This window comes from Gemmiger formicilis (assembly GCF_900167555.1).
GTDB lineage: Bacteria > Bacillota > Clostridia > Oscillospirales > Ruminococcaceae > Gemmiger > Gemmiger formicilis.
Genome location: NZ_FUYF01000004.1, coordinates 19,264 through 33,322 on the forward strand (window position 1 = coordinate 19,264; position 14,059 = coordinate 33,322).

14 protein-coding genes and 1 tRNA gene are annotated in these 14,059 nt (G+C 55.7%); 12 read left to right on the top strand and 3 right to left on the bottom strand.

Annotated features, from left to right (window positions below; genetic code table 11):
- Positions 1-11 precede the first annotated feature (11 nt).
- Positions 12-2,429, top strand: coding sequence for a glycoside hydrolase family 3 C-terminal domain-containing protein (locus B5D32_RS04715; RefSeq protein WP_078783954.1), 2,418 nt, complete (start codon positions 12-14; stop codon positions 2,427-2,429).
- A 379-nt stretch (positions 2,430-2,808) separates the two neighbouring features.
- Here the strand turns inward: B5D32_RS04715 and B5D32_RS04720 are convergent, their stop codons facing one another.
- Together B5D32_RS04720 and B5D32_RS04725 are read right to left on the bottom strand one after the other, a co-directional pair.
- Positions 2,809-3,582: a sulfite exporter TauE/SafE family protein gene (locus tag B5D32_RS04720; protein WP_078783955.1), complete on the bottom strand. Its 774-nt coding sequence runs from the start codon at positions 3,580-3,582 to the stop codon at positions 2,809-2,811.
- Between the two features lie 4 nt (positions 3,583-3,586).
- Complete coding sequence (locus B5D32_RS04725; RefSeq protein ID WP_159446985.1) at positions 3,587-4,018, bottom strand: MarR family winged helix-turn-helix transcriptional regulator; 432 nt, start codon at positions 4,016-4,018, stop codon at positions 3,587-3,589.
- 708 nt (positions 4,019-4,726) lie between these two features.
- Between B5D32_RS04725 and B5D32_RS04730 the strand changes: the two genes are divergently transcribed.
- The 4 genes from B5D32_RS04730 (at position 4,727) to B5D32_RS04745 (ending at position 7,741) form a co-directional block, all read left to right on the top strand.
- Entirely contained in the window at positions 4,727-6,481 is a 1,755-nt protein-coding gene (locus B5D32_RS04730; RefSeq protein WP_143402678.1) for a VPA1262 family N-terminal domain-containing protein, read from the top strand.
- A 43-nt stretch (positions 6,482-6,524) separates the two neighbouring features.
- Positions 6,525-6,713, top strand: coding sequence for an antitoxin VbhA family protein (locus tag B5D32_RS04735; protein WP_078783958.1), 189 nt, complete (start codon positions 6,525-6,527; stop codon positions 6,711-6,713).
- A gap of 2 nt (positions 6,714-6,715) precedes the next feature.
- On the top strand, positions 6,716-7,321 hold the full coding sequence (locus tag B5D32_RS04740; protein WP_078783959.1) for a Fic/DOC family protein: 606 nt from the start codon (positions 6,716-6,718) through the stop codon (positions 7,319-7,321).
- 111 nt (positions 7,322-7,432) lie between these two features.
- Positions 7,433-7,741 (top strand): hypothetical protein, encoded by a 309-nt coding sequence (locus B5D32_RS04745; protein WP_078783960.1) that lies wholly within the window; start codon positions 7,433-7,435, stop codon positions 7,739-7,741.
- Positions 7,742-7,929: 188 nt separating this feature from the next.
- Here the strand turns inward: B5D32_RS04745 and B5D32_RS04750 are convergent.
- Positions 7,930-8,005: transfer RNA gene (locus tag B5D32_RS04750), tRNA-Ala, on the bottom strand.
- 289 nt (positions 8,006-8,294) lie between these two features.
- Between B5D32_RS04750 and B5D32_RS04755 the strand changes: the two genes are divergently transcribed.
- From B5D32_RS04755 to dxr, 7 genes are all read left to right on the top strand, one after another.
- Positions 8,295-8,567, top strand: coding sequence for a hypothetical protein (locus B5D32_RS04755; RefSeq protein ID WP_078783961.1), 273 nt, complete (start codon positions 8,295-8,297; stop codon positions 8,565-8,567).
- Between the two features lies 1 nt (position 8,568).
- Entirely contained in the window at positions 8,569-9,390 is an 822-nt protein-coding gene (locus B5D32_RS04760) for a response regulator (protein WP_078783962.1), read from the top strand.
- Positions 9,391-9,412: 22 nt separating this feature from the next.
- Complete coding sequence (locus B5D32_RS04765) at positions 9,413-10,219, top strand: sensor histidine kinase (protein ID WP_078783963.1); 807 nt, start codon at positions 9,413-9,415, stop codon at positions 10,217-10,219.
- Positions 10,220-10,552: 333 nt separating this feature from the next.
- Positions 10,553-11,260, top strand: coding sequence for a UMP kinase (pyrH, locus tag B5D32_RS04770; RefSeq protein WP_078783964.1), 708 nt, complete (start codon positions 10,553-10,555; stop codon positions 11,258-11,260).
- A 70-nt stretch (positions 11,261-11,330) separates the two neighbouring features.
- Positions 11,331-11,885, top strand: coding sequence for a ribosome recycling factor (gene frr / locus B5D32_RS04775; protein ID WP_078783965.1), 555 nt, complete (start codon positions 11,331-11,333; stop codon positions 11,883-11,885).
- A 105-nt stretch (positions 11,886-11,990) separates the two neighbouring features.
- Positions 11,991-12,851: a phosphatidate cytidylyltransferase gene (locus tag B5D32_RS04780; RefSeq protein WP_078783966.1), complete on the top strand. Its 861-nt coding sequence runs from the start codon at positions 11,991-11,993 to the stop codon at positions 12,849-12,851.
- 12 nt (positions 12,852-12,863) lie between these two features.
- Positions 12,864-14,015 carry a 1-deoxy-D-xylulose-5-phosphate reductoisomerase gene (dxr, locus tag B5D32_RS04785; RefSeq protein WP_078783967.1) on the top strand — a complete coding sequence of 384 codons (1,152 nt, stop codon included), beginning with the start codon at positions 12,864-12,866 and terminating at the stop codon, positions 14,013-14,015.
- Positions 14,016-14,059 lie beyond the last annotated feature (44 nt).

A 14,059-nucleotide genomic window follows, 5' to 3' on the forward strand; every position in this document is an offset into this window, starting at 1 on the left:
ATGTGTGACCTATGAAACATGTAAACATTATTACCAAATTGACCCTTGAACAAAAATGCGCGCTGCTCTCCGGCGAGACGGTCTTTACGACCCGCGGCTACAAAAATGCGGGCATCCCGTCCATTACCCTGTCGGACGGCCCCAACGGCGTGCGCAAGCAGGCGGGTGCGGCGGACCATCTGGGCCTGAACCCCAGCGTCCCCGCGACCTGCTTCCCGACGGCGGCTACCGTGGCCTGCAGCTGGAATCCCGCCCTGGGCGAACAGCTCGGCAGAGCCATGGGGGAGGAGGCCGCCGCGCAGGAGGTATCTGTCCTGCTGGGGCCGGGCCTCAACACCAAGCGCAGCCCGCTGTGCGGGCGCAACTTCGAGTATTTCTCGGAGGACCCGTACCTCTCCGGCAAGCTGGCCGCGGCCTACGTGCGCGGCATCCAGTCCAACGGCATCGCCGCCTGCCCCAAGCACTTCGCCGTCAACAGCCAGGAGCTGCGCCGCATGGCGTCGGACTCCGTCGTCGACGAGCGAACCCTGCGAGAGCTCTACCTGACCGGCTTTGAAATCGTCGTCAAAGAGGCACACCCCAAGACCATCATGTCCAGCTACAACCTCGTCAACGGCACCTACGCCAACGAGAACGCCCACCTTTTGCAGGACATCCTGCGCAAAGACTGGGGCTTTGACGGCGCTGTCGTGACCGACTGGGGCGGCAGCAATGACCACGCGCTGGGCGTAAAGAACGGTTCTACGCTGGAAATGCCCGCCCCCGGCGGAGACGCCGTGCGCGAGCTGTTGAAGGCCGTTGAGACCGGTAAAATTTCCGAATCTGATGTGGACGCCCGCCTGGACGAGCTGCTGACGCTGGTACTGGACACCCACGCCGCCGTGGAAAACCACAGCCGCAGCTTTGACGCCGACGCCCACCACGCGCTGGCCCGCCGCGCCGCTGCCGAGAGCGCCGTCCTGCTGAAAAACGACGGCGATCTGCTGCCGCTGGCCGCAGGCGCAAGCGTGGCCGTCATCGGTGACTTTGCCGAGACGCCGCGTTACCAGGGCGCAGGCTCCAGCGCCGTCAACTCCATCAAGGTCGATACCTTCCTTGACTGCCTGAAAGACAGCGGCCTGCACAGCGTCGGCTTTGCCGCGGGCTTTGACCGCCAGGGCAAGCCGGACGATGCCAAAAAAGCCGAGGCCGTCGCGCTGGCGAAAAAGGCCGACACCGTGCTGCTCTGCTTAGGGCTGGACGAGATCAAGGAGAGCGAGGGTCTGGACCGCGCCGATATGAAGCTGGCCGACAACCAGATCGAGCTTTTGCAGGCCGTGCAGCAGGCCAACCCCAACACTGTCGTCATCGTCAGCGCGGGCGCGTCGCTGGAAACGCCGTGGCTGGCCCACTGCAGGGCACTCGTCTACGGCGCCCTCGGCGGCCAGGCCGGCGCGGGCGCAATGGTCGATGTGCTGACCGGCAAAATCAACCCGTCCGGCAAGTTGGCCGAGACCTGGGCCAACGCCCACGCTGACACCCCCGCCAAGGACAACTTTGCAGGTGCGGGACGCACCGTGCAGTACCGCGAGGGGCTGTACGTCGGCTACCGCTACTACCAGACCGCGGGTGTGCCCGTGGCGTTCCCGTTCGGCTACGGCCTGAGCTACACGAGTTTTGCCTACAGCGAGCTGAAAGCCGACGCCCGCAGCGTGACCCTGACCGTGACAAACACGGGCAGCCGCGCCGGTGCCGAGATCGTACAGGTCTACGCGGCCAAGCCCGACGCCCAGATCTTCCGCCCCGCGCAGGAGCTGAAGGCCTTTACAAAGGTCTGGCTGGAGGCAGGGGAGAGCAAGACCGTCACCCTGCCGCTGGACGACAAGGCGTTCCGCTACTGGAACACAAAGACCGACAGCTGGGAGGTCGAGGGCGGCACGTATGAGCTTCGCGTAGGGGCGAGCTCTGCGGACATCCGCCTGACCGCCGCCGTCGAGGTGAACGGTACGAGCGCACCGAACCCATACGCGGGCAAGGCGCTGCCGCACTACACCAGCGGCAAGGTGCAGCGCGTGCCCGATGCCGAGTGGGAGATTCTGCTGGGCCGCCCCATCCCGGCGGATACCGTCAAAATTGACCGCAACATGACCCTGGGTGAGCTGAACCACAGCCGCAGCCCGCTGTGCTGGCTGGTCTGGGCTGTGCTCACGATGATGCTGAACGCCAGTTACAAGCGCGGCAAGCCGAACCTGAACGTGATGTTCCAGTACAACATGCCGCTGCGCGCGCTGGCCAAGATGACAAGCGGTGCCATCAGCATGGGCATGGTGGACGGCATCGTGCTGGAGGCAAAGGGTTTCTGGGTCATCGGTCTGCTGAAGGTCATCGTCGAGGCTGTTAAAAACATCATCCTCAACGCACAGCTGGAAAGCCGCCTGCGCAACAGCTGACAGGAAGGGCTGTCATGCAGCTTTGGAATACCTTTGCGGAAAAGCATCCTGCCGCAGCCAAGTGGGTGCGCGAGGGTGGCTTGTTCGTCGTCTTCCCGGAAGGGGAGGCTAAGAAGGCATAAGAATAGCCGAGCAGCGTAAAAACTGCTCGGCTTTGTTGTTTGTTGGTTGCGTGGCTTCCCCCGCGGGGGAAGGCTTAGGGCAACACCGCATAATTCCCGCCTTACGGCTTAAGCACCGCTCCGGCGGCTGCGGCACGGCATCTGCGTTGCCAAAATGCTCGATAATACACAAAGTATTATCTGCGCTTTTGGCTTAGCAGCTGCCGTACCTCGCTCGCCGTATCGGCACTTAGAATTATGCGGTATTGCCCTAGAAATTACAAATAATTCACCGCCAGGATCGCCGCGCCCAGCACGACCAGCACAACGCCTGTCGCGCGGTTCAGCGTGGCGGGCTCGGCCTTGTTTGCGAACTTGGCGGCAATGCGCGCCCAGAGCAGCGTGCTCAGCACACAGCAGATCAGGCAGAACAAATCCGGTACACCGCCAATCGCAAAATGGCTGACAGAACCGGTGAAGGCCGTGAACGCCATGATAAAAACACTCGTTCCGACGGCAGTTTTCAGCTCATAGCCCAGCACGGAGGTCAAAAGCAGCAGCATCATCATGCCGCCGCCCGCACCGATGAACCCGCAGATAAAGCCCACGCCCGCGCCGCAGAGCAGCGACTGCGCGAACCGCTTCTGTACGCTGACGGCGTTCATCGCGCTCTTGGTCGTCATGACGGGCCGCACGATGAACTTGACGCCCAGCAGCAGCGTCATGAACGTTGAGAAACCGCCCATCGTTGTACCGGGCACGAGGCTGGCCACATAGCTGCCAACCAGCGTGAAGCAGAGCACCGACGCCATCATGACCGCGCCGTTTTTAATGTCCAGGTTGCCGCTTTTGCCGTAGGTGTAGGCAGAGATCGCACTCGCCAGCACGTCGCTGGCCAGCGCAATGCCCACGGCCATGTAGGGGTCCATCCCCAAAAAAGTAATGAGCATCGGGCTGATGACCGCCGCGGCGCTCATACCCGCAAAGCCTGTGCCCAGTCCCGCGCCGATGCCCGCAATAAAGCAGACGATGAATGCTACCAGATAGGTCATATTCTTACTCCTTGTTCAGCTCCCGCAGGAGGTTTGCATCCATGCGGCGCAGATAGTCCTGAAGCGTCTGCTGCTCCTGCGCCGTAAAGCCCGCAAACAGCGGCTCCAAGCTGCAGCGCTGGATGTCCGCCAGTACCGCGACCATCGGCAGGGCATCGGGCGCAAAGCCCAGCAGCCGCTGGCGGCGGTTGTCCGGCGCAGGGGAGACCGTCAGCACGCCGCGTGCGCGCAGCCGCTCCACCGCCGCCGATACATTGGATTTTGCCAGACCGCGGTAGCGGCAGATGTCGCTGGCCGTGCGGCAGTCTGGATTGTTGTGCAGAAACAGCAGGATGTCAATTTCCAGCTGGTTCAGCCCGTACTGTACGGAAGCAACCTCAAACCGCGCTGCATGGTACTTTTTGTAGTGCTGTACGTAGCTCAATATGGGCAGCAACTGCATCACTCCTTTGCAAGGCTCAAATAGAACAGTTCTAATTATAACCATTTGCACAGCGAATGTCAATACTGCCTGTTAAAAAGCAAACATCAGAGAGGTACAGCCGCGCCGCGCCAGGCTATACCGGATACACAGAAAAAAGAGGATGCGGACGGATCCGCACCCTCTAAAACAAAAACAAACCCGAAACAATGCTTCACGAAGAAGATTGAACTCGGATTTGCACAATATGGTGGACCTGGAGGGATTCGAACCCTTGACCTCTCGGATGCGAACCGAACGCTCTCCCAACAGTCTCACTTTTGTGCACACCTTATGCAATGTGAGAAAAGAAAAATAAACGTATATTCGTCCATATAAAATGTCCTGCCAGCCCAATGGACTTTCCTGACTGTAAGTACGACCACCAAGTCGCTGATTTTCAGGATGAAGCTGTTTGGGGCGTAATATGGTTGGCGGACAAGTGAGCTACAGGCCCTTGAGATATAGCTCACATGGGGTTCAGATGTATCACATCCTAATCCACAATAAAACACGATGTACCGTAAAAGCGCGGCTTTCACTCGGAAGAATGGAAGCTGCGTTTTTGTTCTAATTAGAGAATTGTCGTTACGAATTGACAATCTTACAGATAAAGGATAGACTAAAAGATAGGGACACGTCATTTTAGTCAACCAGATAGTACAAATGTCAGGAGAGTTAGTCATGCAGATGAATCTTTCAAAAATTTCAAGAAAACTTCTTTGGCGCAAAAAGATTCATCTGACAGATGGTGGCACATGGGAGAGAGATCTATACGTATTGCTTAATAGCAAGAGTACTGGAAACTATAAGTACTGCTATGTGGATCAGTTTGTCCTTTTAGATAGAAAAACCAGTATAGCATGGAACTATTTCACTCACGTTCATTTTTCAAAAAAGTATAAAGCTGAAGAAGATTCAACGCCATACCAAGATTGCCGGTTGAAAACAACCATCAACAAGAATCGAGGATTAATACTGTTTGCTTCACATTACATAATGACAAAAGAAAATTTTTGGCATTGTGTTCATGCTACAATAAATTCCAATGTTTGGGACTATAAAGATGCTTATATAAAAGAAGGCCAAAAAGTTGATGACCCATTTGTTTCTTCTATAAAATATGTTGCAGAAAACGGACCCGCTGGATGTATTTATCGGAGTTCAATTCCTGTTGAAGAATCTCTGTATGGATCAAATTTTATGGGTAGCTACTATATTTTTGAAATATATGCACGAAAGAAGAACCTGAAAGAGATTTTAACAGATAGTGATATACAGAAAATTCAGAAGGAAATAGACAAACGAGGTCTTACCTATCAATTGGTGGACTTAAATGATCGCATTGGAAATATTGTCTGTAAATTTGAAAATGAAACTCTTAAAGTTAAACCGATTCGTTTGAGAAAAAATGGTATAACTCACCAGTTCGAGTTAGCTAAAGATGTTAAATGCAGAGTTAAATTGCACTTTCATGTCGAACAAGAGCACGATCAATTAGTGTATACCTATTATGACAAAAATATTGTCCTAAAACCGGGCGTTCCACGTATAGTTGCAGAAGCAGACGACAGCCAATGTAGAACGACAATAACTGCAACAGACAGTCGAACGAATCTAATCATGTTTAGATATACAACAGATCAATCTGTTTTTTCAAATTATCGTGCACAAATTTCATATCCTCTTGTATGTATTCCAGCCCATCGTGATTGGCGTAGAATTGTCCTTAATGGTGAAGACATTTTGATTCCACTAAATGACATGCAATGGTTTGGATCAATCGATGTTTATGATGAGATGATGGAAGCTGGTAGACGTCAGCAAAGATGGGAAGATGTTTTCTTTCAAGCCCAAAAGTATCTTAATGTATACTATAAAAATCAGCACAATGAGGCACTTGTGGATATACGAGAGATCATTAATGACCCCCGTCTGATTTGGAATTTACAAGAAATTTGTATCATTGATCCATACTTGTCATCAAAAGATATTCTTGACACAGTTGTTTTTTGCGAAAAAAGAGACATTCATATTCATTGTTTGACAGATTTACATACAATCGTCAAAAACAAAGAGGCATCTGGAGAAATTTTAGAAAATGAAGCCTCAGAAAGTAGCAAGTTTGAAAGTGCAAAAATCAAATTCAGACAATTATTAGAAGCTGCACTTCCAACGGATTGCGATATTGACTTATCATTTAGGACGGTATATAGTGATTATGGAAGCAGATTTCACGATAGATACTTGATTCTAAAATATAAGATTAACAAAACACGCGTTTGGTCGCTCGGAACATCAGTTAACTCAATCGGAAAAAGCCACCATATTATTCAAATTGTTGAAGCTCCTACATTGATCGAAAGTTTCTTTGATAAAGTGTGGCATAAAACTGATTTTCAAGTATGCAAGATATATGAGAGTACGGACTATAAATAAGTAAAACTATCATTAACCAAGAAATCGATAAGGGGACACTTTTATGAATGGAAAGCACAATACTTCCGCTCAACACAAGAGCAACCTTCGCAATGTGTACGGCACCTTTGCTATTGAGGGCATGACCATCAGCAAAGATACGCGCAGCAACCTTGACCGCATCGGCAACGGTCAGGCCAGCTATCAGCAAGTCGTGAATGAACTGCGCGCAAAGTATGCAAAGAAGGGCTGATTATGTTCTCGAAGTACGATGTCTATACCACGGTGCAATCCATGTACTGCTACCCCGATACGGATATTCTGATTAACAAGCTGGACATCCGTGACAAAGCAGAACTTAAACGGGCCGAAGAAGAATTTACGGCGGTAAAACAGATGGCTCTGTTGCAGGAGCCAATCAAGGGACGTTTTACCAAAACTCATCTGTTTCGGATTCACCGTTTCCTTTTTGAAGATGTGTACCCCTTTGCAGGACATATCCGCAAGGAACAAATCAGCAAGGGCGACACGATGTTCTACCCGCCAGACCTGATTGACCGAGAATTGGAGCGTGTGTTCAAAAACATTCACTCCAAGAAGCTGCTTGCCGAACAAGATGAAGAAAAGCAGATTCAGAATTTGTCGCAGACGATGGCAGAGCTGAACATCATCCATCCCTTCCGCGAGGGAAATGGCCGCAGCACCCGTGAGTTGATTCGCTGCATGGCATTAGAATATGGACTGCACATCAACTGGGGCAATACTGACCGGGAGACCTTGATCAACGCTGCAATCGCTGCCGTAGATGATGATATGGCATTCTGTGATGTCCTACGGCAGTGCATCGAAGCAGAAAAATAAATAGTGATGGTTTGATACACAAACTAGCCGCAAAGCGCAACTTCTACTCTGAATGAATAGGAGCTGCGCTTTTATTTTTGCCCACAACACATTTCAAAAAGGAGGATGCCTATGGATAAAGACTTTATGCTGACCTACTATGACAAAATGGTACGTCCAATATGGACGGAACTGATGAAAGCACCTCGCTATCAGCGAGCAGCTTGCGAACATGACAAACTCGAACGTGAGTTCCGGCGGCTGTTGGATGAAAAGCTGGGGCGGAAGTATCTTGAACTGGACGATGCACTGTTCCGGGTGATGGATGACATCGCAGAAGCTACGCTGAACGCTAGCTTCAATCAAGTGGAGCAGCTCAAGGCTGTGTCAACCTACGATGGTGCGGAAATTTTTGAAGAAATTTCCGAAAAAGGGGCATAAAAGCGATGTGCTTGCCCGCAGCATCATGCAAAATTCAAAGAAAGAAGCGTGAAACCGATGGATTTTCAAAAAGTACATGGATGACCCCGCCCGGTTCGCATCCGACTTCAGGGTTCGGAGCCCGGCACGGTCTGCCAAAGTTTTTTAGGCATAAAAAACGCCGCATCGTACAAAACGATGCGGCAAATTGGTGGACCTGGAGGGATTCGAACCCTTGACCTCTCGGATGCGAACCGAACGCTCTCCCAACTGAGCTACAGGCCCATGTCATTTCGACTTGATAAGTGTACCTCTTTTCTGCCAAAAAGTCAAGGGGGTAATGCAGATTTTGTTTGCAACGCCGGACATATCCTGTAACATACGAATTTATATTGTAACAGGTGCAATTCCGCCTGCATCTTGCGCTTCTCTTTATATAGTGCTATAATGGTACAAATCTTGCAGTGCCCGTATAAAAACGTATAGGCAATGTGGATTGAATCCAGCGCGTGGGTTGAATTATAGTATTCTCATTAAAGGTACAAGAATTCAACCTATGTGGGGAGGAAACCTTATGCAAGGCAAGCTGATTGCAAGCTACCAGCGGGAGCTTTCTGCGCTGGATGACCTGCAATGCGCCGGAACCGTGACCTATACGCTGACACAGGAGGCGGATGCGTTTGTCATCACTGTCCAGCGCGACGGGGCACGGGCGGCAGCGTGTATGCTGTGTGAGATAGAGGAGGAGCGCGCGGGGATGCTGACCCGTTTCCTGTACGAAAACGCCGTGGAGCCTGCGCAGATCTCCGCGATACTGCATGACCTCTGTGGATCGAAGGTGGGCTGACATGGCGGTGTTGCTGCATGACCGTCCGGAAGCAGCCGGACAAAAGCAGAGAGAGGCGCTCAGGCTGCCCCGAACCTCCGCCGTGGTGGCACTGTTTGCATTCAGCTCCCGCATGGATCGCGATTCCATGCGGCTGTTCGCCCGGACCCATGGGGACGAGGTTCGCGCCGCGGCCATTGCATCGACGGGGCAGGAGGTACTGGAGCTGCTGCACGGCGGCCTTCGCCCGCAGGTGCTTGTGCTCGACGCCCTGCTGACCAAGCCGTCCGTGACGCAGGTCTTGCAGGAGATCAGCACGATGCAGCTGGACCCGGAGCCGGCAGTCCTTGTGCTGGTGCCCGTGCCGGAGGAAACCGCCGCGCGCAAGGCGCTGGGCCTGTTTGCCCAGTACCGGATCATGCTGCGCCCCTACGGGATGAAGAATCTTTTCGATGAGATCTACCACATGGGCACAACGGACGACGAGCATCGGCTCTACCACCTGCGCCGCTGCTGTGAGGATGTGCTGGATGACTTCGGTGCGCGGTCCACACTGAACGGCTACCGCTATGCCGAGCGGATGCTGCTCTACGCGCTGTACGCGGAGCGCCCGCAGAAGATCGGCGATTTGCAGCAGTATGTCGCGTCGGAGGAGAACATCGAGATCGGCACTGTGACCTCGGCGCTGAACCGGATGTCGGCGGGTATGTCCAAGCGCGGTGCGGAGCCGTACCGCGGACTTTGCCTGCACTGCGGCCGCCCGGAAAACGGCGTGCTCTCCAACGGGCAGCTGTTTGAGGGGCTGCTCAAGGAGCTGCGCCGCCGACTGGAACCGACTGTATAAATTAGGAAAGAAGGCGTTTTCCATGGACAGAAGGAACGAGGATACAGCACTGCTGGCCTTGCGCGGGGGATTGCGCGGGCGGTTCCGGCGCTCGTTTGACAGCATGGAGAACGCCTTTGAGGTATTGCAGGACCGCTTGCGGCACGCGGTAAACCCGGCAGAGCGCGCCGAGCTGATGCCGCTGCTCGAGGAATTGCAGACCCAGCTGATCTGCCTGCGGCGGCTGGGGGACCAGGCGTCGGATGCCGCCACGGCGGCGCTGCTGCACGGCACCTGTGTGCCGCAGCCCATCGACCTGCTGGGGCAGCTGCGGGAATTTTGCAGTATTTTGCAGGAGGAGGCCGCGCAGTACGCGCTGCCCTTTACCGTGACGCTGCAGGCCGACGGGCTGGACGTGCTGCCCACGACGGGGGATGTCTCGCTGCTCAACGGTCTGCTGACGAACCTTGTCTCCAACACACTGGCCGCGGACCGTGCGGCGCACATTATGCTGCTCTGCACGCCGGGTCGGCTCTGCTACAGGGACAACGGCCCGGGTCTGCCGCCCGATGCCGCCGCCCTGCTGACCGAGGGGCAATGGAGCGAACGCCTGCTCCACGCGGGCGGGCTGGGCCTGCCGCTGGTTGCCGCTTACACAAGCGCCATGGGCTGGGCGCTGACCGTAGGGGAGGGGCCGGGTATGAGCTTGCAGTTCACGCTGCCCGCCGCGCCGCCGCTCGACGGCATGGTGCTGACCTCGCCCACCGAGCGTCTCGCTGACCGGCAGAACCGCCGCAGACTGATACGCCGGGAGCTGGCGGTTCTGGTAGCGGATACTTCGATGCAGTAAGTAAAAGCGCTGTTCTTGGAAGGGGGCAGCGCTTTTTTGCTGCATGGCTTCCCCCTCGGGGGAAGCTGTCAGCGGCCCCGCCCGCTGACTGATGAGGGGAAACCTTGCCTCTGTTGCCCGTAAACGGATCGCTGTGGCAAACCTGCCCCTCATCCGGCCCTGCGGGGCCACCTTCCCCACAGGGGAAGGCTTTAAGGAGACGGGCAGCCTCATTTTTTTTCCACACCGCTTTACTTTAAGCCCAAATTATTGTAAAATGTTATACAAAGAGAATGGTTTACTATGCCTGCACGGCACAGCGGACCGCCAAAATAACTACAGGTGGTGTTTTTTATGGCAATTCAGTATAAACGTATTCTTCTGAAGGTCAGCGGCGAGGCTCTGTCCGGCCCCAAGGGCACGGGCTTTGATGAGGAGACCATCGCCTCCATCTGCGCGGGCATCAAGGCTGCGCACGACCTCGGTGCCCAGATCGGCATCGTCGTGGGCGGCGGCAACTTCTGGCGCGGACGCTCCAGCGGCAAAATGGACCGCATGGACGCCGACAAGATCGGTATGCTGGCCACCGTTATGAACGCGCTGGCTGTCAAGGACGCGCTGCGCCAGCAGGGTGTGGATGCCGTCGTCATGACCAGCTCCTTCATGCCGCAGGTCGCCGAGTGCTTCACGAGCGACAAGGCCATTGCCGCGCTGGAAAGCGGTAAGATCGTCGTGTTCGGCGGCGGCACCGGCAACCCGATCTTCTCCACCGACACGGCCTCCGCCCTGCGCGCGCTGGAAATCGGCGCGGACGCTATGTTCAAGGCCACGATGGTCGACGGCGTCTATGACAAGGACCCCCACAAGTACGCCGACGCCGTGCGCTACGACACGCTGACCTTCACCCGCGTGCTGGATGAGCGCCTGGCCGTCATGGACTCTACCGCCGCGACCCTCTGCCGCGACAACGGTCTGCCCATCCTCGTGTTCGATCTGGGCCAGCCCGCCAACATTGCCAAGGCTGTCAAGGGCGAAAGCGTCGGTACCCTGGTCAGGGAATAAGACGCAAAAGCACAAATTGAAAAATTCATATTTTCCCCCTATACTATCTTAAAATAAGGAGAATTTCATTATGAGCAGCACGACGAAACCCTTTGAAGAAAAAATGAATGCCAGTGTCAACCACCTCATCCATGAGCTGGCCTCCATCCGCGCAGGCCGCGCCAACCCCGCCATTCTGGACAAGATCACGGTCGATTACTACGGCAGCCCCACGCCCATCCAGCAGATCGCGGCTGTCGCTGTCGCCGAGGCCCGCATCCTGACCATCTCCCCGTGGGACCGCTCGATGCTCAAGCCCATCTCCAAGGCCATCCAGACCAGCGACATCGGCATCAACCCCATTGATGACGGCCAGGTCATCCGCCTGGTGTTCCCGGCCCCCACCGAGGAGCGCCGCAAGCAGCTGACCAAGGATGTCAAGAAGCAGGGCGAGGACGCCAAGACTGCCGTGCGCAACATCCGCCGCGACGCCATGGACAAGTTCAAGGCCATGAAGAAGGCCGGCGAGCTCACCGAGGACGACCAGAAGAAGCTGGAGGAAGAGACCCAGAAGCTGACCGACAAATATGTCAAGCTGATCGACGACACCTGCGCCGACAAGAACAAGGAAATCATGGAGGTCTGATCTCTCCATGAACGATAGCCTGTGCGGGCATGTCATGCGACACGCCCGCATAGGCTGTTATTGCATCATTGAATAAAACGATTCCGCGAAAGGAAACCACCGTTTATGAAGACCCGCATCATCACCGCCGCTGTCGGCCTGGGCGTTTTGGCCGTTGTGCTGGCGTTTTTTGACACCTTCCTGTTTGACTTGGTATTAAGTGCCGTCTGCCTGATTGCCATCCATGAGGTTTTTTCCGCTATGGGCTTTGGCAAAAAGCAGTGGTATCTCTATGCCGCCGCTGTGCCGCTGACGCTGCTGGTCATGCTGAGCACATCGCAGATGGTGCGCGGCCTGCTGCTGCCCGCGGCCTTTTTGACGGTGCTGTTCTACAACGTCTGTCAGATCGCCCACGTCAAAACACTGGATTTCGGTAAGCTGACGGGGTTTGTCTACTTCTCGGGCGTCATCACGTTCTGCTTCTACTCGCTCATCCACTTAAAGCGGATGCTGCCCTTCGCAGAATATCGCTATGACGCGATTTATTTCATTCTGCTGATCCTCTGCTTTGCCTGGGGCGGCGACACCGCGGCCTACTTTGCGGGCCGTGCGTTCGGCAGGCACAAGCTGGCTCCTATCGTCAGCCCCCACAAGACCGTGGAGGGCGCTGTGGGCGGCGTGCTGGGCAGCATGGCTGCGGGCTGTGTGCTGACGCTCGCCTACTCGCTGCTGTCGGCCAAATACAACGTCATCAGCATTCAGGTGCAGCCGAAGCATTATCTGGTGCTGCTGGGCATGGGTGCCGTGGCGTCAGTGCTGGGCATTCTGGGTGACCTGTTCGCGTCGTCCGTCAAGCGCCAGGTCGGCATCAAGGATTACGGCACGATCTTCCCGGGGCACGGCGGCATTCTGGACCGCTTTGACAGCGTCATGTTCATCGCGCCCTTTGTTTCCATCGCGGTACGCTACTTCTTCTATCTGCTGTGAGGAATCGTAAAAATGAGTAAAGTCATCACACTTTTGGGCTCCACGGGTTCCATCGGCACCCAGAGCCTGGACGTCTGCCGTATGCACGGCTATGAGGTGTTCGGCCTGTCCGCCAATTCCAGCGTCGATAAGCTGCTGGCGCAGATCGCGGAGTTCCACCCGAAGTACGTCGCCGTCACCGACCCCGCCGCGTTTGACAAGCTCTCCGCCGCGCTGGCCGGGCAGGCCGACGCGCCGAAGCTGCTCAAGGGCGCGGAGGGACTGCGCGCGCTGGCCTGTATGGACGGCGCGGGCACGGTGCTGAACGCCGTTGTCGGCATTGCGGGCCTCGATGCCTCGCTGGCCGCGATTGAGAGCGGCCACGACCTGGCGCTGGCCAACAAAGAAAGCCTCGTCACGGGCGGCCATCTTGTGACCGATGCTGTCAAAAAGCACGGCGTCCACCTGCTGCCCGTGGACAGCGAGCACAGCGCTATTTTCCAGTGCTTGCAGGATCAGCACAGCGCCAAAACGCTGGAGAAGATCCTGCTGACGGCCTCCGGCGGCCCGTTTTTCGGCATGACCACCGAGCAGCTGCGCACCAAGACGAAGGCCGACGCGCTCAAGCACCCGAACTGGAATATGGGCGCCAAAATCACGATTGATTCTGCGACCCTGATGAACAAGGGTCTGGAGCTGATCGAGGCCGCGTGGCTGTTCGGTCTGCCCGAGGATAAGATTCAGATCGTCGTCCAGCGTGAGAGCATCATCCACTCCGCCGTGCAGTTTGCGGATCATTCGATCATTGCGCAGCTCGGTGTGCCCGACATGCGCATTCCCATCCAGTATGCGCTGACCTGGCCCGAGCGCCTGCCCAGCCCCGTGCCGGAGCTGGACTTCACCGCGCTGACCAAGCTGAGCATTGCAACGGCGGACGACGAGACCTTCCGCTGCCTCAAAGCCTGCAAAAAGGCTATCCGCAAAGGCGGTCTGGCTCCCTGCGCCGCCAACGGTGCGAACGAGGCCGCCGTCGCGCACTTCCTGCGCGACGAGATCGGCTTCCTGGACATTGGCCGCCTGGTCGAGGGCATCGTCGACAGTGATTCCTTCGGCGGCGACTACACGCTTGCCGACGTCCACGAGTGTGACCGCATGGCGCGAGCCTATGTGGAGGCACATATCTGATTGGAACTGCCCGGTAGGGGCCGCACATGTGCGGCCCTCAGCTT